This is a genomic window from Nitrosomonas sp. (assembly GCF_043753625.1).
GTDB lineage: Bacteria > Pseudomonadota > Gammaproteobacteria > Burkholderiales > Nitrosomonadaceae > Nitrosomonas.
On record NZ_JAYUWI010000002.1, the window covers coordinates 1 to 23,995 of the forward strand.

At 46.0% G+C, this 23,995-nt stretch carries 17 protein-coding genes and 4 pseudogenes; 11 read left to right on the top strand and 10 right to left on the bottom strand.

Annotated elements, in window-relative coordinates:
- Positions 1–424 precede the first annotated feature (424 nt).
- Positions 425–2,038 (bottom strand): multicopper oxidase family protein, encoded by a 1,614-nt coding sequence (locus tag ACH10T_RS00135; RefSeq protein ID WP_394807321.1) that lies wholly within the window; start codon positions 2,036–2,038, stop codon positions 425–427.
- Positions 2,039–2,430: 392 nt separating this feature from the next.
- On the opposite strand from ACH10T_RS00135, the pseudogene ACH10T_RS00140 reads away from it, so the two are divergent.
- Positions 2,431–2,621 (top strand): annotated as a pseudogene (locus tag ACH10T_RS00140) (IS1595 family transposase); the annotation flags it as partial.
- A 2-nt stretch (positions 2,622–2,623) separates the two neighbouring features.
- On the opposite strand, the pseudogene ACH10T_RS00145 reads toward ACH10T_RS00140, so the two are convergent.
- Both ACH10T_RS00145 and ACH10T_RS00150 read right to left on the bottom strand, forming a co-directional pair.
- Positions 2,624–2,920 (bottom strand): annotated as a pseudogene (locus ACH10T_RS00145) (hypothetical protein); the annotation flags it as partial.
- Positions 2,921–2,962: 42 nt separating this feature from the next.
- Positions 2,963–4,054: an aminopeptidase gene (locus tag ACH10T_RS00150; protein WP_394807322.1), complete on the bottom strand. Its 1,092-nt coding sequence runs from the start codon at positions 4,052–4,054 to the stop codon at positions 2,963–2,965.
- 368 nt (positions 4,055–4,422) lie between these two features.
- Here ACH10T_RS00150 and ACH10T_RS00155 point away from each other — a divergent pair, with 368 nt between their 5' ends.
- The gene (locus tag ACH10T_RS00155) at positions 4,423–4,773 is read left to right on the top strand and encodes a DUF3579 domain-containing protein (protein WP_394807323.1); all 351 of its coding nucleotides are present in this window, start codon (positions 4,423–4,425) and stop codon (positions 4,771–4,773) included.
- 92 nt (positions 4,774–4,865) lie between these two features.
- On the opposite strand, the gene ACH10T_RS00160 is transcribed toward ACH10T_RS00155, so the two are convergent.
- Positions 4,866–6,896, bottom strand: a complete 2,031-nt coding sequence (locus ACH10T_RS00160; protein WP_394807324.1) for a di-heme-cytochrome C peroxidase — start codon at positions 6,894–6,896, stop codon at positions 4,866–4,868.
- Between the two features lie 268 nt (positions 6,897–7,164).
- On the opposite strand from ACH10T_RS00160, the gene ACH10T_RS00165 reads away from it, so the two are divergent.
- Genes ACH10T_RS00165 through ACH10T_RS00175 form a run of 3 tightly spaced genes read left to right on the top strand, consistent with a single transcriptional unit; the run spans position 7,165 to position 12,773 of the window.
- Positions 7,165–8,433, top strand: a complete 1,269-nt coding sequence (locus ACH10T_RS00165; RefSeq protein ID WP_394807325.1) for a TolC family protein — start codon at positions 7,165–7,167, stop codon at positions 8,431–8,433.
- Positions 8,430–9,584, top strand: a complete 1,155-nt coding sequence (locus ACH10T_RS00170) for an efflux RND transporter periplasmic adaptor subunit (RefSeq protein WP_394807326.1) — start codon at positions 8,430–8,432, stop codon at positions 9,582–9,584. Before ACH10T_RS00165 ends, ACH10T_RS00170 begins: the two co-directional genes overlap by 4 nt.
- A 3-nt stretch (positions 9,585–9,587) precedes the next feature.
- Positions 9,588–12,773: an efflux RND transporter permease subunit gene (locus ACH10T_RS00175; protein ID WP_394807327.1), complete on the top strand. Its 3,186-nt coding sequence runs from the start codon at positions 9,588–9,590 to the stop codon at positions 12,771–12,773.
- A 164-nt stretch (positions 12,774–12,937) separates the two neighbouring features.
- On the opposite strand, the gene ACH10T_RS00180 is transcribed toward ACH10T_RS00175, so the two are convergent.
- Positions 12,938–14,197 (bottom strand): putative Na+/H+ antiporter, encoded by a 1,260-nt coding sequence (locus ACH10T_RS00180; protein ID WP_394807328.1) that lies wholly within the window; start codon positions 14,195–14,197, stop codon positions 12,938–12,940.
- Between the two features lie 113 nt (positions 14,198–14,310).
- A complete protein-coding gene (locus ACH10T_RS00185; protein WP_394807329.1) occupies positions 14,311–15,039 on the bottom strand; it encodes a DUF1499 domain-containing protein in 729 nt (242 codons plus the stop codon).
- Positions 15,040–15,291: 252 nt separating this feature from the next.
- Between ACH10T_RS00185 and ACH10T_RS00190 the strand changes: the two genes are divergently transcribed.
- From ACH10T_RS00190 to ACH10T_RS00205, 4 genes and pseudogenes are all read left to right on the top strand, one after another.
- A complete protein-coding gene (locus ACH10T_RS00190) occupies positions 15,292–15,963 on the top strand; it encodes a 7TM-DISM domain-containing protein (protein WP_394807330.1) in 672 nt (223 codons plus the stop codon).
- A pseudogene (locus ACH10T_RS00195) lies at positions 15,897–16,512 on the top strand (7TM-DISM domain-containing protein). Before ACH10T_RS00190 ends, ACH10T_RS00195 begins: the two are co-directional and overlap by 67 nt.
- On the top strand, positions 16,491–16,778 hold the full coding sequence (locus ACH10T_RS00200) for a GGDEF domain-containing protein (RefSeq protein ID WP_394807331.1): 288 nt from the start codon (positions 16,491–16,493) through the stop codon (positions 16,776–16,778). Before ACH10T_RS00195 ends, ACH10T_RS00200 begins: the two are co-directional and overlap by 22 nt.
- Positions 16,760–16,999 carry a diguanylate cyclase gene (locus ACH10T_RS00205; protein ID WP_394807337.1) on the top strand — a complete coding sequence of 80 codons (240 nt, stop codon included), beginning with the start codon at positions 16,760–16,762 and terminating at the stop codon, positions 16,997–16,999. Before ACH10T_RS00200 ends, ACH10T_RS00205 begins: the two co-directional genes overlap by 19 nt.
- Here ACH10T_RS00205 and ACH10T_RS00210 read toward each other — a convergent pair.
- A complete protein-coding gene (locus ACH10T_RS00210; protein ID WP_394807332.1) occupies positions 16,953–17,204 on the bottom strand; it encodes a hypothetical protein in 252 nt (83 codons plus the stop codon). The genes ACH10T_RS00205 and ACH10T_RS00210 overlap by 47 nt on opposite strands.
- A gap of 274 nt (positions 17,205–17,478) precedes the next feature.
- Between ACH10T_RS00210 and ACH10T_RS00215 the strand changes: the two genes are divergently transcribed.
- Positions 17,479–17,958, top strand: coding sequence for a hypothetical protein (locus ACH10T_RS00215; protein WP_394807333.1), 480 nt, complete (start codon positions 17,479–17,481; stop codon positions 17,956–17,958).
- A gap of 287 nt (positions 17,959–18,245) precedes the next feature.
- On the opposite strand, the gene ACH10T_RS00220 is transcribed toward ACH10T_RS00215, so the two are convergent.
- On the bottom strand, positions 18,246–21,110 hold the full coding sequence (locus tag ACH10T_RS00220; RefSeq protein ID WP_394807334.1) for an SUMF1/EgtB/PvdO family nonheme iron enzyme: 2,865 nt from the start codon (positions 21,108–21,110) through the stop codon (positions 18,246–18,248).
- 185 nt (positions 21,111–21,295) lie between these two features.
- Positions 21,296–22,458: pseudogene (locus ACH10T_RS00225) on the bottom strand (IS30 family transposase).
- Positions 22,459–22,664: 206 nt separating this feature from the next.
- On the opposite strand from ACH10T_RS00225, the gene ACH10T_RS00230 reads away from it, so the two are divergent.
- Positions 22,665–22,916 (top strand): AbrB/MazE/SpoVT family DNA-binding domain-containing protein, encoded by a 252-nt coding sequence (locus ACH10T_RS00230; protein ID WP_394807335.1) that lies wholly within the window; start codon positions 22,665–22,667, stop codon positions 22,914–22,916.
- A gap of 153 nt (positions 22,917–23,069) precedes the next feature.
- On the opposite strand, the gene ACH10T_RS00235 is transcribed toward ACH10T_RS00230, so the two are convergent.
- Positions 23,070–23,684, bottom strand: a complete 615-nt coding sequence (locus tag ACH10T_RS00235; RefSeq protein ID WP_394807336.1) for an NUDIX domain-containing protein — start codon at positions 23,682–23,684, stop codon at positions 23,070–23,072.
- Positions 23,685–23,995 lie beyond the last annotated feature (311 nt).

Consider the following 23,995-nt stretch of genomic DNA (forward strand, 5'->3'; position numbering starts at 1 on the left):
CAGCAATGGATCATTGGGATCAAGTTGCATCAACAAATCTGTTCCAAACAAATTCGGTTGATGAATCGTACTGCTACGTCTTAGCATTTTGAATCACCATTTCGACCAGAAAACACATGGATATTTTAACATTTCCGGTCGTTATGATCATTAAGAATCAGTGCATTTATAACTAATATCAAGCGCTTACAGATATTTCATGGGCGACTATTTAGTTCAAAAGCATTATCATCTGTCATCGCGGTGTTCTCCTTATTTTGATAATCGATCTGGGCAGATCTTTTTCAACAGATTACACCGCTCTCTTCACCTGTCATACACCAGAAATTAGCATAGCTCGTTCATCCCTCATGCTGTGCTAAGCACAATGTATTAATCGAGGAGAACGGGAAATTCTTACAAAAACACTTTAATTTGGGATAAGTCAGCTTACAAAGAAATTACGCATCATCCCCATATCTTCATGCTCAAGATTATGGCAGTGGTAAAGGAACAAGCCGGTGAAATCCTTAAACGGTTTGATGATTTCTATCTCTTCTCCCGGCATAACCAGGGCAGTGTCTTTCCAGCCGCTGTTGATAAATCCATCTTTGATCGTATCATATACGTTTCCTTGATTGATCTGCGTTCGCGATAGAATTTGAAACTGCTGACCATGCAAGTGAATGGGATGTGGCATTGCCATCATCATGCCCATGCCGCCCCGGCCGCCGCGCATTCCTCCACCCATTCCGCGGTTATCGTGGTATATCTTGATTTTCTGAACGCTATTGACTGGGATCTTCTCAAGTTCCGTATGGCCTTGCATGTCAAATGTTTTGCCGTTTAATTGGAATGCCATGTGCCGCATGCCAATGGCAATAGGAACAGTTTTGTCAGGATTGGAGATATCCTGCGTGGTCAATCGACGCATGGGAACGAGCTCTACTGGCAACTTGGGTGAATCACTGATTTGTTCGATAATATGGAACTTGGCAATAGAAATAACTTCATTCTGAGCCGATGCACCATCCATCATATCCATTCTGCCCATGTCCTGGTGCATTCCTCCACCCATACCACCTCCCCTATGCGATGCAGATCCCTGATAGGCCAAGTTTTGTAACATAAGATCAGAGCCGGGTTTGCGGCCGCTAAAATCAACCCACAGCTCAACACGTTCAGCAGGCGCAAGCATGATGTAGGGTAAAGTCTCAGGCTTCTCCAGTAATCCACCGTCCGTACCGATCGCTATCATCGGTGTGCCGTCCTCCCAACCCAGTTTGTAGATTCTGGAATTTGATCCATTCAGTATGCGCATGCGATAGGCTCTGGTTTTTACTGGGATAGCACTGATCTCTTGGCCATTGACCAGAATCGTGTCACCCAGAAAACCTCTCATCCGCTGGTGCCTATTAAGAATGTAACGTAATTGGTTGCCATTGGTGAAGCTGCGATCCTGAATGACAAGCGGAATATCAAATTCACCACTGGGCAAATCCAGTTTTCGCTCAGCTTCATCGGATATAGTAATGAGGCCCGCCAAGCCTTGATATACCTGCGTGGCGGTTAATTCATGCGTATGCGAGTGATACCAGTTGGTGCCGGTAGGGTTTTTTACCTCAAATTCGTATACATACTGTTCGCCACGATAGATGGCGTACATAGGATGCCCATCCATTACCTGCGGTACATGCATGCCGTGCCAGTGGGTAACACACGGCTCCGGCAATTGGTTATAAAAATATATCCGAACTTTCTGGCCCTGCTCGAAATTGAGAATCGGTCCTAAATAACCTGGCAATTCTTTAAGCGCAGTTTGGGGTCCTTTCAGTAGTTTTCCATGGTATTTAAAAACATGAGTATGAGCGCCGGGCAGGATAGGGATATCAGCGGTTTGAGCAGTTAATGCGATTTCAACATCGGCTTTGAATAAATTGTTGGGAGTCTGATTAAGCCCGCGACTTTCTGCCAATGCAAATCCGGGCAATGTGGTGGCGAGTGTACCTAATGCTGCATATTGCAGGAATTGACGTCTTTTATAATCGATGTGTGTCATGATTAACCTCTCGTGTGACAACGATAAGTCTTATGATGGTTAGAAAATTTAACCAATATTAGGTATTTCTATTTCTCATATTAATCGCTTGCAGCAAGATTACTACTTGTAAATTAGTGTACCAGTTCAAACATAATTAGCAACCCGATTCCAGCAAGGTATGGAAATTCTGTTGGGGAGTAGACCTGAGAAAAACAGGAGATAGGAAGTTAGAACATTTATTGACTAAGGCAGCAGCACCATCAACACATGGGTACTTCTAAAAATTCAAAGTTCTAAACAAAACGAGGTACGAGAAAAAATGGTTATGTAGCATATGCATGATATGTAAGGAAATATTTTTTTCGAGCAGCAAAGTGTTGTGACGAAATTTGGATTTTTAGAGGTACCCACATGTTAATGCTTATGGCAACCGACTCAGACAATGGATAGCGAGTTCCATCGCGTAGCAACACGCTATCTTGCGAGTTATCTGGGGTGGCATAGAATGATTGACCGTCTCGGTCAGAACGTTACATCAACTCTTTGTTTCCTAATGGCACTTGGAAAAACAGGACAATTTCAACAGTTAATTACGACATAGCCTTCATTTTCACCATGAGATACTCGAAAATGCTTGGAATATCCTACGCCTACCAAACCATTATAACCACGATGTCGTTCCGCACCAAAATAGCTTTCATCAACTTCCGCTCTACCTAACAACTTGTCTTTAAGGGCAGTCTGATGGCGATATATTACTTGCCTGAAAATGCCAGACCAACGATTAATCGTGTTACGATTTTTACCTAACAGCAGAGCTGCTTTGCTGGTTGGTATATCAATGCAAAAACATTGAAATTTTTTAATGTAATAATTACTTAATTTACTGTTTCTTAACATCTTACTAGACTAGCAGATTGTGTCTGCTAGTCTAGAGCCACGCTAACGCTCGACGATCATCCACTCCTGATTTCCTTCAACAGCCTTCTGCAATACTAAATTTCGTTTTTCTTTCGGAAGCTTACTAATTTTTGTGACGGCAGTAAAGAACCTTTCCATATCCTTGTCATGTTGTGCAAGAATGGCCTGAAATGCGGGTAGCAACTGGGTATAAATGGAAACAGTTGCCAGTAATGCGTTATTTAATGGTTGCGCGAACCATTGATCATAATTACTGAATTCAGCCTTGTCGGCCTTCAGGCGTAAGAATTCTTTGTGGAGCTCCTCAAAGATATGTGCTTTTTGGGTACGTTTCTCAACGTCACTGATATCCGAATGGAACATTTCTTGTAACAGTTTGCGATGTCTTAACACTAGATTGGTAAAAACAGCTTCTCTTTCTTGTCTTGAACTTAATATAGCTTGCTGAGAGGCTGTGCCATTACTTACAAACCAGCGCCGGACACCTTCATGTTCAACGGCGGTAGCAAAAGACTCATTGAAAACACTATCACCAGGTACATAAATCACTTGATGGGCGAGCTCATGAAATATCAGGCGGGCAAGATTTATTTCCGAATAACCAATAAAGGTATTCAATACCGGGTCGCTGAACCAGCCTAAAGTGGAATACGCGCGGATTCCACCGACATAAACATCATAACCCTCATTTCTAAGTTCCTCCGCATACTGTTCTGCCTTTGCTTGCGAAAAAAAGCCACGATAATTGACGCAACCCACCTGCACAAAACACCATTCTTTGAGTTTCATGGAAAGCTCCGGCGAGGCAAAAACATTCCATACTACGTAGGGGCGTTCTAAATCCGCATAACTGGTATAGCTCAAGTTATCCGGTAACTTCAATTCACGACTGGCGAATTCACGCAACTGGACGATTTTGTTCAGTGATTGCTTTAGTTTTGGGTCTGTTTCGGAGTGGGCAAGAATTGTACTAATCGGTTGCGCACTGTGTAGAACATTAAAATGCCCATCGACGGCTTGGGCATAGTAAGAAAGATTGGCGCAAGCACCGAGCCAGATAACCTGACTCGCAATCATAGCAAGTCTTAAGTTAATTGAAATTCGCAAAGCCACGTTAGCTCCTAATGAAATCGAAAAACTAAGATATGGAATAAAACATTTTACTTGTTTTTAATTTTTCTTAAATAATTTGGTTGTAACAGACAACCAATGTGATCTATCTCAGTTGCAAAACATCAGATCCTATTTTCCCTGTCTAATTCCATAGTTACTTCCCTATTTTATTAGGAATTTTCTCTATTTTTTTAAAGTTATGCCGTAATAAATTAGGATTTTAAAGAAAAGAAGATTCTTATCATGAATTCTACGCATGATTGCAGAAAAGTTTACCAAATTATTCCGGGACATCAGTCTAATAAAATCGTCATAGCTCCAGTTCATGCTGTTTCTCAACTTTTATTTTTCTTATTGTTGCAATGCATATGAAGTCTGAACCTGAAGAGTGGTTGATTCTGGGTGTTACCCCTAATGGCCGGACATTTCGTCCAAGTGATTGGTCAGAAAGGCTTTGTGGATCCATTGCAAGTTATGATAACCGTGGACGTTGGGTATACTCGGAGCACGCTCAACCGATCATACATGAGGGACAAGTGGGCGTGCGGGTAAAAACAGTGTTAAAAAATAGCAATCCGGGCGCCTACAAATTTATTATGGATTTTGCCTGTGACAACCAGCTCAAAGTGGTATCAAGAAGAAAAGTAATTTACCTGAATGAGTCTGCAGGGATTCCAGAAGACGCATTGTCGGTACGAGAGCTGAAACTCGCGCTATAAAATGCATCACTGGGAAATAAGATTCCCATTTATATATTCTGGTTTTAAACAGTAAAAGCAGATTGAATCGTAATCATTTTTCCTGATAACAGTTATAAAGATTTAAGGTATTCCAGTAAATCCATCCGTTGTTCTTTAGTCAATGCCGGTAGAAATGTTCCATCCGGTTGTGGTGTGCGGCCAGAAGCATACTCATGTCCGCTGTTGTTATTACCCCAAATGCTGGTACGAAACAAGAAGCCATCGTAGCCTGCCGATTTTAACCCAACTTTCTCCGGATCGAATGCACGCGAGCCGACCATGAATTCATCCGACCGATACTCACCACCTACCGGATCATTTACCTGTCTTTTGGGCAAAAGCAGATCATACAGTGTTGGTACTGAACCATTATGTAAGTATGGGGCGGTTGCCCAGATGCCGTTGAGTGGACGTGCTTTATAAGCCATTACCGAAGTAAAAGGTTTGGCCGTCGTATCGGGCGTGTAGTTTCCATTTTTAAGAGAAGATCGCACTTCGTTATCAAAGAATGTATATGCAAAATCATACGATCGCTCTACCCACCGTCGTATAAACCATTTGTCGCGATCGGGCGTGGTAACCACATTGCGCGTAGCGGAGGTCAATAGAGCAACTGCTAGCGCTCGACGTTGCAATAAGATGTTTCCGGTACTGACACTGACATATTGATTCTGCAGTATGCCACTATAGCCGGTAAATTCTATGCTGTTTGCAGCCATTTTAGAGTCTGTTCCCACCAAAGAAGCTGAAATCATTTTAGCCACGACACGGCGATCAGGATCGGTGCGATTTATTTGAGCGTGGCACGATGCGCAATACTGTGCGAATAATTCCGCGCCCTTAATTAGCCGTGTTTTATCAAGCTTGGGCAGAATATGTTCAGGCCAAAGAGGTGAGGTTAATTTGCGTAGATGGTTTTCTACTCGGCGCAAATTCCGGATATCGATGGAGGATTGGAAATCAATATGCTTGGAACCAAATCCTTGCCCGCCGAGTACTGAAGATAGCGTAAAACCATCTCTTTCCTGCCAATCTAGCGTACCGAATACGCCGATTACTTGTCCTGCATTACGCGCCATTGGACCCAATCCACTGTTCTCGACCCTGCCATTCCACTGGATATAGTCATGCTGTGGAACATCCCACAGAAACGGGTAACTGACCGGAGCATCAGCCGGATTGTAGATTTTATTGCGTAATTTGATGATTTGCTTATCAGTTAAGTATGCCTGGGTTCGTTCGATAACATGGTCACGATCATTGCTGCTGAGCACCGGTTCCATGTCGGCCATCACTTCAGCCAATTCAGCCGGAGAGAGTGTCTCGGCGAGTAATGCGCGCAATTGTTGCGCGCTCATAATATGCTCGAGTACACGATTATAGATACGTCCAAATGCATCCAATCGCGCATAGCCATATCGGGTTAACGGGCGCTTGGTGTCACGGGGCGTATTAATGATGTTATACGTTTTAATACGCTGAGCATATTTCTTGAGATCGACTAATATTTCGTTTGCATTCTCATAGTGGCCTTGTTTTATTACATTAGTAACAAAGCGATCAAGCTTTTCCGGAGTCTCTAAAGTAGCATACAGGGCCTCTGCCAAATCGATCATGAAAGCTTCCATATCTGAATTCGCTGGACCACCATCAATACGAATTCCGGTACCGGCATAGTTGATCTGGGTCGTATGGCAGGCAGCGCAAGTAAATCCCATATACGCCTTACCTTGGTACTCATCTCGTACCATCCCGATAGGCAGGCCATCCGGGTTGCTGATGGTTGGCCGTTGCGGCAGATAACCATAGCGATCAATGTTTTCATCGCTGCGGAACAATGCTGACGAATCAGACTGTTCCAGCGCCAGAAAAAAACTGTAAGGCAATAAATTGGAGCCTTGTGACGTATTGTAGAACCACAGACTATCAGCCGCAGACCAGCCTTGATCAAGATAAACTGTTTGAGAAAATTGAGCGCCAAATTTATCGGTACCGTTCGTGATAGCGCCACGACTAGAATCATTGTCTCGCAATTCATACGCCCGCCAAGATATTCCAGTAACCAGCCACATAATGGCTAATACGCTGAGAATTAGCGTCAAAAGCTTTATTTGGTACAGATAGTGATGTGAGGGTTTCGAATGCATATGGATTTATGTCATCGTTCAGCAATCATTCAGGATTGTTTTGGTAGATTCCGAGTTTTTGTTAATTAGCTATTCTGATTTTTTCTTCAAAATATTAATAAAAGACCTTATTATCGTTAATATTAATATTACTGAAACGTAATATTCCTATATTATTAGCAGCTAATTTTATGTGAAGAATATGTGAATGACATCATATCTCTGTAATAATTGAAAGGGCACTATGCAGAAATCTACATTTTGGTACTTATTACTTAGTTTAAGCTTTGCGTTCTCCTCTCCATCCACATTAGCCCAACAAACAGCCAAACTCAAAATTGATGAAATACAGCGACTGGGTTTACAAGCCAACGGTCTGGTGCTTGCTGCTCGTTCGCAAGTCGAAATGGCTAAGGCAGGTGTGGTGGCCGCTTCTGCGTTTCTTAACCCTGAAGTCACTGTGACAGCTGGCCCCGATAGTAATCGCTATTCATTAGCGATAACCGGACCTACCTCGATGCAGCGCGCAGTGACGGTCAATCAACCGATCGAGAACCCTATCATGCGTAGCGCACGTATCAGTGCATCTGAAGCAATCGTGGGTGCCAGCCGCGCCAGCTTTGATCAGGTGCGTGCCGATTTGGCCGCGCAACTGCGTGTACGTTCATATGAATTATTGCTTCGCCAGGAACAATTTGCTATGGAGCAAAATATCTATGATTTGGTCGATGATGTGCGACGGCGCATCAAAATCAATGTTGAAAGGGGTGAAGCGGCGCGCTTTGAGCTAATCCGTGCGGATACTGAAGTACAAAACGCCGCGAATCGCAAGGAGGCAGCTCGATTGGGCGTGCAGCGCGCACGCATAGCGCTCTTGCAGTTTACAGCCGGGGCAATACCCGTTGATTTCGAAATCAGTGCTTCATTAAAAGACCCCGTCAATTTGCCGCCGCTGGAGGAGTTGCGTATTCAAGTTCCTCAGGTTAATCCTGATGTGGTTCGGCTACAGGCTGAGCAAGAGCGCGCCACCCAACGGATCAGTCAGGAAAAGGCTTCGGTATTGCCGCAAATTAACGTGTTATACACCAATTATCAAGATGCGCAATTTACCTCTAATATGGCTGGTATGAGTATCCGAATTCCACTGTGGTATCGTCGTCGTGGTGAAATTGATACCGCTATTTACGATTCTGCTCGCATACGCGATACGCTCGAATTTCGCCGCTATGAAATCGGACAATTATTCGAATCAGCATGGCAGATGCTGCAGATTGCACAGCGCCGAGTAGACATGTTTGAAGGCGGGCTGCTCAAAGAAGCAGAAAATGCGGTAGAAGTTGCCAGAGCTGCACATCGATTCGGCGAACGTGGGCTCCTCGAGTTTTTGGACACACAACGTATACTCCGGGGAATTGTAGGGGATTCCTTGATGGCACGTTTTGATCTTCAATCCGCCGCTGCAGAAATTGACCGTCTACGCGCACACTATCCCAAGGAGTTACTTGTAGAATGAAATTCAAATTATCAATCATTGGTTCCATTGTTATCGCAGCATTGTTGTTGACCGGATGCGATAAGGCTTCGGAAGAACAAGCTCCCAAGCAATCTACAGCAGAACGAGATATCAACAGCATCACGGCTCGCCCCGAATTGGAAGGGCGGATAGAAATTGGGCAACCAGCGCTCATTGATCTTGCCGATAAAATACTTGTACCCAGCCGAGTTCAAGTCGATGAAGAACGAACCGCACAAATTGGTTCCTATGTCACAGGGCGGATCATCGATATGTTTGTGATACTGGGCGATTATGTTAAAGCAGGCGATCGATTGGCGCGCATCACCAGCCCGGATCTAACACAAGCCCAGCTCGCCTATCTACGTGCTTTATCGCGTGTTGTAGTCACCCAAAAGGCAACCGAACGCGCGCACCACTTGCTGGCTGCCGATGTAATCCCGCTCGCTGAAGTGGAACGGCGGCAATCCGAACTGGAAATTGCCCTAGCCGAGTTAAGCGCAGCAACAGATCAACTTAGATTATTTGGAATGGGCGATCAAGAATTAAAAGAACTGAAGAAACGAGGAAAAATCTTGCCGTGGATGGATATCAAGGCAACTCGCGAAGGTTACGTGATCGCACGTAACGTCATGATAGGTCAGGTAGTGCAACCGTCTGATCCACTTTTCCAAGTCGCAGATTTGTCACATGTTTGGGTTGTCGGCGATGTACCTGAGCAAATTGCTCGCGATGTTCACTTGGAGCAACATGTCGAGATTCAAGTGCCCGCGTTAGGAACTCAACTGATGGATGGCGTGATCATCTTTGTTTCCGATACGATCAACCGCTTAACCCGTACCGTGATGACCCGAGTCATGGTGGAAAATCTAGATCGCAAGCTTAAACCGGATATGTTGGCGAATATGCACATCACGGATCCGCAACACAAAATATTAGTAGTTCCTGAATCGGCAATCGTTCGGGAGTTAAATCTGGATTATGTCTTTATCGCATTAGGTGATAACCGTTTTCAGCGCGTGCTGGTTGAATTGGGTCCTGAAGTGGCCAATTTACGTCCGGTAATAAAAGGAGTGACGATTGATCAACGTATCGTAACCGCAGGTGCCTTTCATTTAGATAGTGAGCGTAAGCTTGCTGAACTGGAGTAGCCCATGATGGCCGCGATAGTTCGTGCAATGCTGAGACAGCGTCTGCTGGTGGTGGTGATCGGGCTGATGCTATGCGCTGCAGGCGGTTTTGCTGTTAAATCGCTCACTGTGGATGCATTTCCGGATGTCACCAACATTCAGGTGCAGGTTGCTACGGTAGCGATTGGCCGCAGTCCAGAAGAAATGGAACGATTGGTTACCGTACCCGTTGAAATCGCCATGACCGGCCTGCCCGGGTTAGTCGAAATGCGCTCAATGAATAAAAGCGGGTTATCGCTCATCACTTTGGTGTTCACCGATCAAACCGATGTGTTTTTTGCGCGCCAATTGGTCATGGAGCGGATTATCGATGTCACACCTCGATTGATACCCGGCATCACACCGGTACTTGGGCCGGTCTCGACAGGTCTGGGGGAGGTCTATCAATATACTATCGAACATCCGGATGATGGTACCCGAGCATTGACTGAGGAAGAATTAATTGCGCGACGTACAGTTCAGGATTGGGTAGTGCGTCCCATGTTACGTTCGATCCGGGGCGTAGCGGAAATCAATTCCATTGGCGGGTTTGTCAAAGAATACCAAGTATACGCCGACCCCAATAAGCTGCGGCATTACGATATAACGCTGTCGCAGGTTGACCGTGCATTGGCCAGTAATAATGCCAACGCCAGCGGCAATATATTGGCATTGCGCTATGAACAGTATTTGATCCGTGGCGTGGGTCTTATCGCCACGCTGGATGATATCCGTAATATCGTGCTCAAAGAAATGAACGGTGTTCCGGTGTATGTACGCGATGTGGCTGAGGTAACCTTTGGCGGTGAAGTGCGCCAGGGTGCCAGTATCAAAAACGGCGATACCGAATCAGTGACGGGCATTGTTATGATGTTGCGCGGTGGTAACGCCAAGGAAATTGTCGGTCGAATAAAAGAAAAAGTCTCTGAAATCAATGAGCGTGGCATATTGCCGGATGGTTTGCAGATTGTGCCGTTTTATGATCGTACCGATTTAGTGGATAGTGCATTATCCACCGTTCAGACTACGCTGATGGAATCCTTGATTCTAGTTATTGTCGTGTTGTCGGTCTTTCTGGGTACCGTTCGAACCAGTTTTGTCGTGTGTTTCACGTTGATTATCACACCACTGATCACCTTTCTGGTGATGAATCATTACGGCATGCCTGCCAATTTGATGTCGCTGGGCGGACTGACGATTGCACTCGGCATGATGGTCGATCCCACAGTGGTGGTGGTTGAAAATATTTATCAGCGACTGGGAGAAGCCAAAGATACGGGAAAATCCAAATTTGATGTCATTGTGGATGCCGTCGCTGAAGTCGGCACACCGGTGATTTTTGGTTTAATTGTGACCGTGCTGGTATTTCTTCCTTTGATGACGCTGGAAGGGATGGAAGGAAAAACATTCAGTCCGCTAGCAGTTACTATTTCTATCTCGTTATTTATCGCACTGATTGTATCGTTATTATTGTCCCCTGTGCTGTGCGACTATTTGTTAAAAGGCGGCAGCGATCAGGACACTAAAGTCATTGCTGTGCTTAAAAAGGGCTACCTGGGCATTTATGATTTAGCGGTGCGTAACCAGAAAAATACCTTGATTCTTTCTGTCTGTTCATTGGTGGTGGCATTTGCGCTATTTCCGCTGCTGGGTACAGCGTTCATTCCAATTATGAAGGAAGGCGCAGTGACCCCGGTGATTATCCGCGCACCATCCATTTCTTTGGATGAAGCCATCAAAATTGAAACCGAAGCAATGAAATTGATAGTGGCGGTACCCGGTGTCAAATCGGTTGTTTCCAAGTTGGGTCGTGGAGAAACGCCCGCTGACCCGGCATCGCAGAATGAATCGGATCCGATTGCCGATCTGGATCTTATTGGGTCAGGCCGTACCCAGCTGGAAATCGAAGAGGATATTCGTAAGGCACTGGCTACGCTACCGGGCGTCAATATTGTCATCTCTCAACCGATTGCGCAGCGGGTCGATGAAATGGTCACCGGGGTACGCTCGCAAGTCGCCATCAAAATTTTTGGCGATGATCTCGAGCAATTACGAAAACTATCCGAACAAGTGGCGCGTATCGTTAAATCCACGCGGGGTGCCCGGGATATCCGTATTGAGCGATTATCCGGTCAGCAGGAGTTGACAATTGATATTGATCGCCGTGCCATCGCTCGTCACGGCTTGAATGTCGCTGATGTCAACGAAATGATTGCCACCGCAGTGGGTGGCAAGGTGGTTTCACAGGTGTTTGAAGGCGAACGGCGCTTTACCTTGCTACTGAGATTCCCGGAAGCATATCGTCATGATGTGGAAGCGATCAAGCAATTGTTATTACGGCCTGGCAGTGGCACACCCGGTGGGATGGGGTCTTCTGGTGGTATGCTTATTCCAATGAGTGCAATCGCAGAAATTAAAGTGATCGACGGCCCAGCGATTATTTCGCGTGAATTTGCCAAACGTCGTGTGGTTATCGGTGTTAACGTGCATGAGCGCGACATGGGTGGTTTTGTTGCAGAACTCCAAGAGCGGACCGCGAAAGAAATTAAATTGCCGCCCGGCTATTATTTCGTCTGGGGTGGTCAGTTTGAGAACATGCAACGTGCGATGGCGAAACTCTCCATTATTGTGCCGGTTACGCTGGCAGCTATTTTCTTCTTGCTATTCATGTTATTTAATTCGGTGAAAATGGCCGTGCTCATCTACTTGGTATTACCTTTCGCATCGGTAGGCGGGGTTGTCGGACTCTTTGTTACCGGTCAATATTTGTCGGTACCGGCATCGGTAGGCTTTATTGCCGTGTGGGGGACTTCCATCTTGAATGGCGTGGTGCTGATTTCCTTCCTGCGCGAATTGCGCGAAAAGGGTATGGGTGTGCAAGCAGCCGCTAGACAAGCCTGTGCGCAACGTTTCCGGCCGGTCATGATGACGGCGGCCACGACAATTCTAGGGCTGGCACCTTTTCTAACAGCCACGGGATTGGGTTCTGAGGTGCAAAAACCACTCGCCATCGTGGTCGTTTTCGGATTGACGACAGCGACGCTGATGACGATGGTGGTTATGCCGATGGTATATCACTGGTTTGATGATATACCCGATAAAAAAGCACCTGATCAGCCGGAACCTTTACTTGCACCGGCTATCGTGCAAACTGCTGTTAAGGATACCTGAGCCATTTTTCCCCAACAGTAAAGTGAATTAAAAAACCGGACTGGAATTTCATAATTCCAGTCCGGTTTTTCAGTTTAAAAGCTTGATTAAATTGCTAAAGTTTTTTTATAGGTGATATCTTTCTCTATTCACTGATCCAGTCTTATTCTCCTTTTCAGGAATGCTCATAGCACACGAAACGCAATGATGGTCACCAGTGTCGGAGGTATTGCCGCAATCAATAAACCCAGTGGATGGATCGATTGTTCATCGAATTTGCTGCGTAAAATAGCAAAACCGGCAGGGTTTGGAGCATTGGCAATGACCGTTAAACCGCCGCCAGTCACCGCACCTGCGACCAATGCGATTTTAAACTCCTCGCTTAATCCTTCAACCAACGAACCCAGATAGGTCAATGCCGCATTGTCGGTGACCGCCGTCAATAAGGTGGCACCAAAGTACACAGCCGTATCGTCCATATCCATCAATATCGGCTGGAGCCACCACTGCTGCAGCCCGCCGAGTACCACCAATCCCGCCAAGAAAAATGCCACCATTAAAGCCTCACGTAAGATCAACGGGCTTTGATACTGGGGATAAGCGGTTGTGAATCCAATAAAAAAAAGAAATAAACCCATAAAGGCTACCGGGTGGTGAGCAAACAAAACAACCAGCGTCAGAAAGACCAAATGAATCAGTACCACCGCTAATGGCGTTTTTAACACAGCGGTATCCACCTTTTGACTAACATGTCCCAGCTCATGCCGGAATAGCCAGGTAACCGCACACGCATTGACGGCAACAGCCAATGCAGCTTTCCAGCCAAAGTTCGTCATCATAAACCAGATATCCCAATTCCATTTTGCAGCGACCATCAGCACCGGCGGCGCCGCGAAAGGTGTCAGTGTGCCACCTATGGAGATATTGACAAATAACACGCCGACCGTAGCGTATTTTAACTTGGTGGATATCTCTTTGCTAAATAGTGTGTCTCGCAACATGAGTGCTGCAAGCGTCATTGCCGCGGGTTCCGTAATAAATGAGCCCAATAAAGGAACGAAAGCCAGTAATAAAAAGTACATGGCCATGCCTGGGTTTATTGGTAATGAGAATGCAGCGCGTTGCACAGTAGATGCGGCCAAATCTAAAACGGGTCGCGTCCCGGCAATGACCATAATCACAAACACAAACATGGGTTCGGTAAAATCGCGTGATTCAAGGTACGTTATTGCTTCATGCTTACCACTGATGGCAAATATAAAAAGTATCAAAACCATCGCCCAGAAACCAAACACTACTTCGACTTCACCTAATAAATGCCAAATTCCTGCATGGCGCGGTTGGGTATGCGCCAGGTGTTCAAAATATTTGGTTGAAAATGTATGGATCACAGCCAGTGCAAATAACACGGCAGCGATGAGTTGAACAGATGTTGGATTTATCATGTTGTGAAATTAGATGAAATGAGTAATGAGGGATTTGGTAATGATAGCATTACTCGTATGTTATACCGCGTATTTGATTGTTTGATGACCGAATCGGATAAGGTTGCAACCGACTACTTCCCCAAATCAGCCAAGAACAGCCGGATGCGCTTGGCATTCATACCAAGATCACTTTTTCCGACCCGCGAAGCGGAACGCATATCAACCTGTGTTTTATTTCCTGCTGCTTGAATCCGGATTACCACATCATCCTTGAAACCCATAATGCGTGTGGTATCGGTTGCCTCAATCCGGCCACTTTCAGCAGAAACAGCAGCAACCTCCCAACCCCGTTTTTTCACCAGCGCAACTGCCTGTTCAAAAACCTGATCGGATGGACGAGGAATGAGTAGCGGAGCCAGATCGGGATAGCCTTCTTTCTGCAAGGTGGACAAATTCTCCGGCTCAGGCTGATCCAATGAATTATGCGCCGGTGCGCGCAGCGCTTTTATTGCTACGAACTCAGGCGGGTGCGCCAGATCTGTCGTAATATCATGAATGCGTGGTGCCCCGGCTCCTGCCATGATAGCCATCAGAACTGGCATCACGACTAAAAAGCCCAGTGCCGGTCCAGCCAGCGTAGAGGCAATGTTGGTTTCTTTCGCTTTGATTGCACGCAACGTCCCAATCAATCCGAAAACGATGGCCAACAATCCGGCCAGTGTAGTGCCGGCAATCCCGAGTAAAGCTGGCTGAAAATCAATAATACTGAATCGAAGACCGAATACAGCAAAACCTGCCGCTAGTAGGGAAAACAACGAAATCCTCAGACTCCAGCGGGTAAAATCAAATGGTTTATTCATAGTCGAAATCATTTTAAGTAAGGTCAATAAAATAAGCAGGAATTGTGATTTCCAGCAATCCTAAAACTTGGGAAAATATGACTGATGTGCCTTGGCATCGGAAAATGGACTCATTTTCTTGGCTTGAAAGAAGCTGAATAATATTTCATTATCCTGTAAGATATTTCTTGCTCTATCTACCCAGAAAGCCCAAATTACTTGGTTCAAAGCTGCTGCAAATCCTCGTCTGATAAATATATTCAGCATTATTGCATGAAGAAGCTTCTGCTATTGTCTTTCGCCGTTCTTGTGATGTTTTTCTGGATTTTTCCGGCAAATGCAAAAACACTTGATGTTGCCACAGAATACAAAGATACGATTGGCCAGTATATTCAGGTTTACCAGAGTGGCGATGGTTATTTAAGTAAGCACGACGCATTCGATGCATTTAGAAACGGCCATTTCTCTTTATCCGATAATCCCGTTATTAATTTTGGAGTCGGCTCGAAACCGGTATGGCTTGCCCTTCAGATCAGCAATTCCGGGAAAATCGCTATGCATCGGAACCTGTTGATTGAAACTGCCTGGTTGGACAAAATCGATGTTCATTATTTCCAGCAAGAGCAGTTAATCAATAGTTATCACACTGGCGACAGTTTGTTATTTGCAGAACGTCCCATCAATCGTCGATTCTTTGTCATGGGTCATGATTTTACACAAGGCGAAACCACAGTTTTAATCCGGGTAGAATCAGCCGACGCGATGGTTCTGCCGATTTATTTATTGGACAATGAGAAACTAAACGATAGAGATAGGGTGCAAGCCTATAGCTATGGTTTTATGTACGGTGTTATTTTGGCTTTGGTTGCATACAATTTATGTTGTATATCGGGTTACGAGCTGCCCCCTATCTGCTTTATTCAATCTATCTCTTATTCTTTTTAGCACTGAATGCTGCGTATACGGGTCACGGCTACCAATGGTTGTGGTCTGTCGCCCCAATGGCAACAATGGGCTAATCCATTTCTGATGATGATCTGTACCGTGAGCGGGTTTGCATTTGCATTACACTTTCTAGCGATCAAAATAGCTTGGCCCCGCGTTTATCGCGTGATTATCGTAAGCTGTTCTGGTTTTAGCGCATTAATACTGTTAGCAATGCTGATCGATGAATTTGTCATAGCATTGCTGATATCAATCGGTTTTATCTTCTTTTTTTACATTGCCTCCGTCATATTGGGCGCCATTTCGTTGCGCGCCGATAACAAATTCGCCAAATATTTTCTGCTGGCTTCCATTTTCTCGATCTGCGGCGGCACTATTACGGCAAACGCCGTATGGGGATTCATCCCATTTAACTGGTTTACCTACCGGGCGACGGATATCGGCATGATGGCGGATGCGATTTTGCTAGCGCGGCACTCGCCGAGCGTTTTAACATCAATCAGAGCGAGAAGCTGGCGGCTGAAAGAATGGCCGGAATTGATTTATTGACCAACCTGAATAACAGGCGGTCATTTTATAAATTTGTGCAGCCAATCTGGGCCATGAGTTTACGCAGCAAAAGTAATACTTCCGTCATTATGCTGGATATCGATCATTTCAAATTGTTTAACGACAACTATGGCCATGCTTTGGGGGATCGCGTTCTGGTGCAGTTGTCGGAGACGTTGCAGAGAGAAGCGCGGAGTGGAGATATTCTGGCGCGCTGGGGAGGGGAGGGGAGGAGTTCCTTGTTTTTCTGCCGGAAACGCGATTGACAGATGCTGTAGCTATTGCAGAACGGATACGCAAAAAGATTTCCACTATCCAGATTGCCACCGATAAGGATGACAAGCTGTCATTTACCGCCAGCCTGGGTGTTGCCAGTACCTTAGATGGCAATGTGTCTCAGGATGAATTGATTTCCCAGGCAGACCAGCAGCTTTACCGCGCTAAGAAGCAGGGGCGTAACTGTGTGTGCTCGGAATCATCCAGCTAAGCGATGCAAGTTTATGTAGTTCCAATGACTTGAGTGGGGTTTTAGAATCTTCGTCGTTATCAAGATCATCATGGTTAGTCTCTAGTTCATCAATGATCTGAACAATCCGGCTATCTGGAATCAGGCCATCTGCTAAAGCTTCATTATCGTCATCATTAGACTCTTTAAGCTCTGCATTCTTGCCAAAGAATTCCTTGTTTATCATGACAAACCTCTTTACGGAATTTGTTGATCACGGCACTAGTAGATCATAGTGTTGTGCAAGATAAATCAAAGATTACAAACGATTTTACCTGGCAATTAGGCAGTATGGGCTATGCCATTCAGCAATCCTGCAAGATACCTGGCGCCGAATTTTTTTGCAGGCCCGCCTTAGGATGGTACGATTATCTGATTGTGTTCCATTTCCATTAGGTTGGAATAGGAAGCATTCTTTATGAATCTTATTCAAATTTAGTCAGGGTTATTGAGGCCAAATCATGAAAATTAAAGATCTATTTGAAAACTGGAATTTGACTGGGCTTAGAATCAATGCGCCGTTCATGGAAATGGAGTGGAAGCCCTCCGATCCGGATAAAGAAGCGGCGTGGGATCTTTATGTTGAATTGCTCACGCGTATCACCACGCAACCATTGCCAGACGAAGACGGCGTGGAACAAACCGCGCTGGATAGCATTTACGCTTTGTTTGGCATCACGCGAGAAACTCTCAAAGCACACGGCCGCTCTTGTATTCAATTTGCCAAAATTGCCATCGTGGTACTCAACCAAGTGGTGCGGCCTTTTACCGCTAAATGGCACCGCAAAAGCCAGAACGGCGCTTTTGCTTCTCCTGAAGAGTGCCAGCAATTCCGCCAGGAACTGCAAATCTTGCAAACGCAACTGAGAAATTACACCCGCTTGCTGGCCGAGCTTGCCGGGGTGGAAGATTTGACGGAGATCGAAGCGGAAAATTTGTAGCCTATAATCACAGTCATCAGTAATCGATATCATTCATCATGCCGCAAACCGAGGCTTAAACTATCAAACCAATATTTCTCGGTTACAGCCGTACTGATCGTGACGCCAGTGTGCAGGGATGGATCAACCCTATGTATTTTGCGGATTCATGGGGGCTACGGCGGCATGTGCTGAAGCCAATCCGCATCAAACCCGGCGATTTACGGCAAAAAAATTCACGTGCCGCTTCGCGGCGCTATCAGTGAACAGCAAACCAGCGCTTCAGCGATCAGAGCGCCAGCGATCCGTTATTCGATGGGAGACGAACACAATACCCGGAAACCGAAATCGTCGTCGCGACTTCCCGGAAGGGAGCTGCCGCGCGCTGATGCGCGTGTGAGGTCCGGATAATAGAGCCAGGAACCACCGCGCAGTACGTGGGCCTCGTTGCCCGATAATTGACAATTGGTTGGCGTGTCGTATTCATTCAAGCACCATTCCCAGATATTGCCAGCCATATCCAATATTTTTTCGGGAGACGCTGCCTGCGGATATAACCCAACTGCGGAAGTCCTTCCAATAAAATAAATACCCTCTTTTTCCATATTTTCATCACAGTTCGCAAAACCGGTCTGGAAATCATTTCCCCAGGGATATTTCAGACCCTGCATTCCACGTGCAGCCCGTTCCCATTGTTGTTCTGTTGGCAAACTCACCGTAAAACCCCGCTGATTACTCAGCCAGCGGCAAAAGGCTACCGCCTCATACCAACTGACCCTTTCCCGTGGTGCATTGGGTTCGCTCCATGCGGGTGAAGCGGGGGCATCCAAGCGCTCATGCAACCCCTGCCACCATCGATCATCCTGGTAACCACCGGCATCGATAAATGCTTGGAATTGGATATGTGTGATCGGGTAACGGGCGATATGAAATTCCGGTAGCGGAGGATGTTCGTCATCCTGATAAACAAAAGCTGTAGAGGGAATTTTTACCCAATCGATATCCGGCAAACCATCCGCGCCCAAACCAATACCTTTACGGTTGTCCAGTCCAAAATTTCCCAGTGCGCGGCCAATAGCGGCACGTGCAGAAGGATGCGGCTCCTGCGCAATGTCAGTCATGCGGGTAAGCCATTGGTTGGCAATGGTCGAAAGTGCCTCGGACGGTAAACTGATTTTCCCCACATGTTGCCAGACTGTGCTGGCAACATGTGGATTGGCTTGGGCCAGCCAGGTGATCAAGTGCAGTTGTGCGCCGGTATCGTTGCCGCACGATTCGGCGGCGATTTCCGCGACGACTTCCCAGCCAGACCGCTTCCACCAGGTTGCTTGCGGCCAAAAATCATTCGCAGTCTTGTCACTGGAATGGCTAGAATCCAGCAATAGACGACTGGCGAGGTATTCCTGTAACAATTGATGCGTAAAGCGGATATCGCCACCGCTTGCCTGTAGCACACTCGCATCGATGGAGAAATCAAGTAGATCTTGCGTTAAGCTGTCCGGACATTGTGAACGCGATAGCGTGGTTTGCGCGCGTGTATTTGTCGCGCGTTGCATCGCTTCAGCGAGCACCACCAGGGCCTTCTCCCAATCTGCCCAAGTGGGGACACGATCATGCCGATTCTCGCGCGCTGTTTGTTCGCGTTCATACAAAAGCTGCAAAAATCCTTGGAATAACTGGGCGCGATTGCTGGGTACTTGCTTGAGTGCAGTAAAAACATGCAACAAATAAGGATTCGACGCCAATCGTAATAAACTGCGCGGATTAAAGCGCACTTCCCGCCACAATTGATCCTGCCGCCAGGATGTGCGGCTAGCGATGTCCGGGTTTTCCTTGGGTATGTCTTCTGCATCCCAGAACAAATCCAGATCTGCGCCAGCTTCGTGCCAGATCTCCCACACTTTCCGGATATCACTACCACCGGCTAATTGCCAGAATCGGTCTTGGGCAGCTTGAACGGCATTGGGTCCATCTTGCAGCAAATTAAATGCGCGTTCCAGAAAAACCATAATTTGTGATGGCTTTAATGGCTGCAATACCAAGGTATCAAATGGTAGGTAACAGTCTCCGGTAAAATCTTTTTCACGGCAACTGACCACGACACTGGCAAATCGCGCATCTTGCGTCAGACACTTAATCTGCTCAACCTTAAATTTGCGCTGCCCTGGTGGAATTTCGTTCATGCCATCCAGCAGCAGTACAGCCCGCTGTCGGTCACGCAATGCTGAAAAATAGCGGCCAAGTTTGCCCAGTTGATCCTCAATAAAATCTTCCAGCGATATGGCCTCACGCGTCCAGGACCCTAGCGGCACCAGTAATGGAACCGGTGCTTGTTCATCTTGCAGTGCTTTTCGAGCATATTCAACTGAAATTCGCTGTAACGAAAACGACTTGCCCGCACCAGGTTCACCCAATACCGCCAAGCGCCGAACCGGCTTGTCTTCTAAATCCCGGTAAGCATCCAGCGCATCCGCGTAAGTTTTTTCAATGACTCGTTCATACGCTATTTGATCCACTTTAAAAGCCCGGAAAATTGCATCGGTATCAACCCGAAGCGATTTCATTACCCGCTCGGGAAAAAGCGAACGGCGTTCGCAGGCTTCCAACGCCACATAACGACTTTCCCGATCGGATAAATCCTTATTGACCAGATCATTAAGATAGGTTAATTCATCCCGGCGCTGCGGGCTGGCAGAAGTTTGTGTGTGATTGTTTTTAGAAAGTGGTTCAATATTTGGCGTGTGGTTTTTCAGCACAGGTAAAATTTCGGCTAATTTCTGGGCCAATTGTTCCAGTGTTTCTTGCTGATTGGAACGCGCTTCGATCGGTTGCTTTTCCTGGAGGTAGAAAGGTAAGCTGATATTTTCAATACGTAGTGCCACAACTTGCTTTTTCAATTTATCTGAATACAACATTTCCCGCTCTTGCCAGCCACACTGATCGGTATCTTTTCCCACAACGCAAACCACCACATCGGACTTTTCAATCCCGCGTTGTATGCTGCGATACCAATTGTCGTTGCCTTCCTCGATTGACTGCTCATCCCGCCAGACTTCGGCGCCCTGTTGTTCGAGGTGGGATTGTATCCGCTCCGACCAAGTGTGCGCTTTTCCGCCGCGCGCGTAACTGATAAATATCCGTAGTTTTGCGAGTTGATTAGTTGTTGCCGTCATTTTTTTGAGAGCCTAATGAAAATGGCGTGGATTCGTGTACTTGTAAATTGGAGTGAGCGGTATTATATGCGTAATAGTTATATGAAGAATTAATCTTAGGCTATGTCATCGTTAGTTAGTGGTGGTAATGTAACCCAATGAATTGGAATAAAATTATCAATTAATGGTTTTTGGTTAGTGGAGATTCAACCGGTCATTGCAACACTGCTGAAATTTTCTGTGATGGCGATAAAAAATTCAACGTTTTTCTTAGTCGATCATTTAACTCTTCTGCCATCATGTCGAGTTGCTCCTGTGAATAAACGGATAGATCGGTCTTTTTAGGCATATATTGACGGAGTAGTTTATTAGTATTCTCATTGGTTCCTTTTTGCCAAGGTGACTTAGGATCACAGAAATAGACTTTGATATCGGTATCAATAGTGAACAGTTTGTGCTGCGCCAATTCCATCCCTCGATCCCAGGTCAATGATTTTTTCAGTTGCTGGGGCAGCTCAATGACTTTCTGGGTGATAGCGCTAACCACAGTATGAGTATCGTTTCCAGTTAATTTAACCAGCAACGTATAGCGGGAGCTTCGTTCGACTAAGGTTGCGATATACGACTTTTGGGTGCCGCAGATTAAATCGCCTTCCCAGTGTCCCGGGATGATTCGATCGTTTACTTCTTGCGGCCGATCATGGATGGATACCGCATCAATAATGCCGCCTCGGGCATTGCCTTTGGTATTGAAGTGCTTGGATTGACGCATCACCCGTTGCGTCCGCAACTGCCGGAGTAGCTCTTTCTTTAAAGCACCGCGCGATTGAATAAACAGCGTTTTATAGATGGTTTCGTGTGAAATATGCATAGCCGATGCTTCAGGATAAGTTTGTTTCAACCAACCCGCCACTTGTTCTGGCGACCATTTGCTAGCCAGTTTATCCGATACGATAGCGCGTAAGTTGGCGTCGTCATTAAGCTTACAGGTTTTTGGCCGTTTAGCTTTCATCCAGGCGCGTCTATCGGCTGCTACGGCACGGTATTTCGATAGTCCGCCATTGCGGTTGATTTCTCGGGAAACCGTTGACGTGGCTCTATTGAGATTTCTGGCAATCGCCCTAAAGGATAAATTAGCCGATAGGCCTCGTGATATTTCCTCACGCTCTAGTAATGACAAGTCCCTGGCCGAACGTTTGGACGGCGATGGCTTTATTCCACCGGATTTTTGTAAGTAGCAAAATACCGAACCGGCATGTTTATTCAATTGTCGACCGATTTCGCTCAACGATTTACCTTGTGACCATAGCTGCCACATCGTTTCCGGTTGATGATACGTAAAACTTCGTTTTGAGGGTTGATAATTCATGAGCTCACTCCAAAATGTAAACTATACAATTTAAGTGTTGCTTTCACCCATTGAATCTCCAAGGACTTGTTTATAAATGATAACTTGTGTTTATTTACAGTGACCAACAATTAACGATGGCATAGCCTAATCTTAAGAACAGTTTAATTAGTTCAATTGATTGGCATCATAATTTTGTTTAAACAATTAAGCGATGGAGTACGGTAATGACTGAAGTCATTTTGGTTATCAAACAGTGGGGCAATAATCTGGGGGTGCATCTGCCCGCAGCGATTGTTCGCGAAGCGCAGGTACATGTTGATCAGCGCGTGCGACTGACTGTCGTTGATGGTCAGATTATTATTACTCCGATGGAGGGTGAGTCTTTGATGCTGGAGCAACGTTTGGCGCAGTATGATCTCGCGCGTCATGGTGATGAAGTGATGCGCGTGCAACACATCGGCGCGGAGAAATGGTAATCCTGCCATCAAATTTGACTGGCGGGTACGTAATGCCAAACCACATCCTTGGGGTGCTTTGAACGAGGCTTTGTTTACTCAGGTATGCCAACGGCTTGAATCAAATTATCCAGTTTTGATTGGGGATTAATCCGCAATCCCGATCGCTATTGTTCAAGCTGCCCAGATGGTTCGCACATGGTCACGGTTTAAAGCCAACCACTGCAAGGCAATGATTGCGCTGACTGAATTGATTTTTCCGGCTTGTAATAACGCGAGTGCTGTATCCACTGCAACGACATGTACTTTGATATCTTCGCCTTCTTCACTGGCACCATGAACGCCACCGGCATGCGTCGTATCAACCCGGCCGCAGAATAAGGCAACGCTTTCTGTGGCGCCACCGGGGCTGACTAGGAAGTTATACAATGGAATGAGGTCGGTAATGATGCAGTTGGCTTCTTCGATACTTTCGCGTTTTACTACGTCTTCCGTTGTTTCATCCGCTTCGATGATGCCGGCTACAATTTCCATTAACCATGGCCCGCCGGGAGTATTCAGGGCGCCAACGCGGAATTGTTCGATCAGGACGACTTCATCGCGGATTGGATCATAAGGCAGGACTGCGGCGGCGTGACCGCGCTCGAATAACTCACGTACCAGTGGGTGACTCCAGTCACCGCTAAATAATCGATGACGCAAGCGGTAACGTTCGATACGAAAAAAACCTTCAAAACAAACTGTTTTCTCTAAAATTTCTACGTCTGTATTCACCGCTACTTGTTCCATAGGAATAGATTGTTATGCTGCGTTCGCTATGCAACAGTATATATTTCTTAATTCTTTACTCTTTCTCACTTTATCCAATAAACACCGGCATTATAGCTAGTATCCACGCCAAAAATTACTTTATAGAATTATTGTTTTTATCTGTTTTTTCCTGTTTTTCATGTATCATTTACGGAAAAATTACGGATGGAGATACGGGTGGCATCAATACGGAAAAAGGGTTCTGGATACGAGGCGGCTGTTGCACGTAAAGGTGTGCGCAAGTCGGCAATGTTTTCAACTAAACTTGCAGCGCAAATGTGGGCCGCCGA

Coding starts and splice junctions, on each gene's coding strand:
- ACH10T_RS00135 (WP_394807321.1), bottom strand. CDS start 2,038: ATGACACACATCGATTATAAAAGACGTCAATTCCTGCAATATGCAGCA.
- ACH10T_RS00155 (WP_394807323.1), top strand. CDS start 4,423: ATGAAGTCTGAACCTGAAGAGTGGTTGATTCTGGGTGTTACCCCTAAT.
- ACH10T_RS00165 (WP_394807325.1), top strand. CDS start 7,165: ATGCAGAAATCTACATTTTGGTACTTATTACTTAGTTTAAGCTTTGCG.
- ACH10T_RS00170 (WP_394807326.1), top strand. CDS start 8,430: ATGAAATTCAAATTATCAATCATTGGTTCCATTGTTATCGCAGCATTG.
- ACH10T_RS00175 (WP_394807327.1), top strand. CDS start 9,588: ATGATGGCCGCGATAGTTCGTGCAATGCTGAGACAGCGTCTGCTGGTG.
- ACH10T_RS00180 (WP_394807328.1), bottom strand. CDS start 14,197: ATGATAAATCCAACATCTGTTCAACTCATCGCTGCCGTGTTATTTGCA.
- ACH10T_RS00185 (WP_394807329.1), bottom strand. CDS start 15,039: ATGAATAAACCATTTGATTTTACCCGCTGGAGTCTGAGGATTTCGTTG.
- ACH10T_RS00190 (WP_394807330.1), top strand. CDS start 15,292: ATGAAGAAGCTTCTGCTATTGTCTTTCGCCGTTCTTGTGATGTTTTTC.
- ACH10T_RS00200 (WP_394807331.1), top strand. CDS start 16,491: ATGGCCGGAATTGATTTATTGACCAACCTGAATAACAGGCGGTCATTT.
- ACH10T_RS00210 (WP_394807332.1), bottom strand. CDS start 17,204: ATGATAAACAAGGAATTCTTTGGCAAGAATGCAGAGCTTAAAGAGTCT.
- ACH10T_RS00215 (WP_394807333.1), top strand. CDS start 17,479: ATGAAAATTAAAGATCTATTTGAAAACTGGAATTTGACTGGGCTTAGA.
- ACH10T_RS00220 (WP_394807334.1), bottom strand. CDS start 21,110: ATGACGGCAACAACTAATCAACTCGCAAAACTACGGATATTTATCAGT.
- ACH10T_RS00230 (WP_394807335.1), top strand. CDS start 22,665: ATGACTGAAGTCATTTTGGTTATCAAACAGTGGGGCAATAATCTGGGG.
- ACH10T_RS00235 (WP_394807336.1), bottom strand. CDS start 23,684: ATGGAACAAGTAGCGGTGAATACAGACGTAGAAATTTTAGAGAAAACA.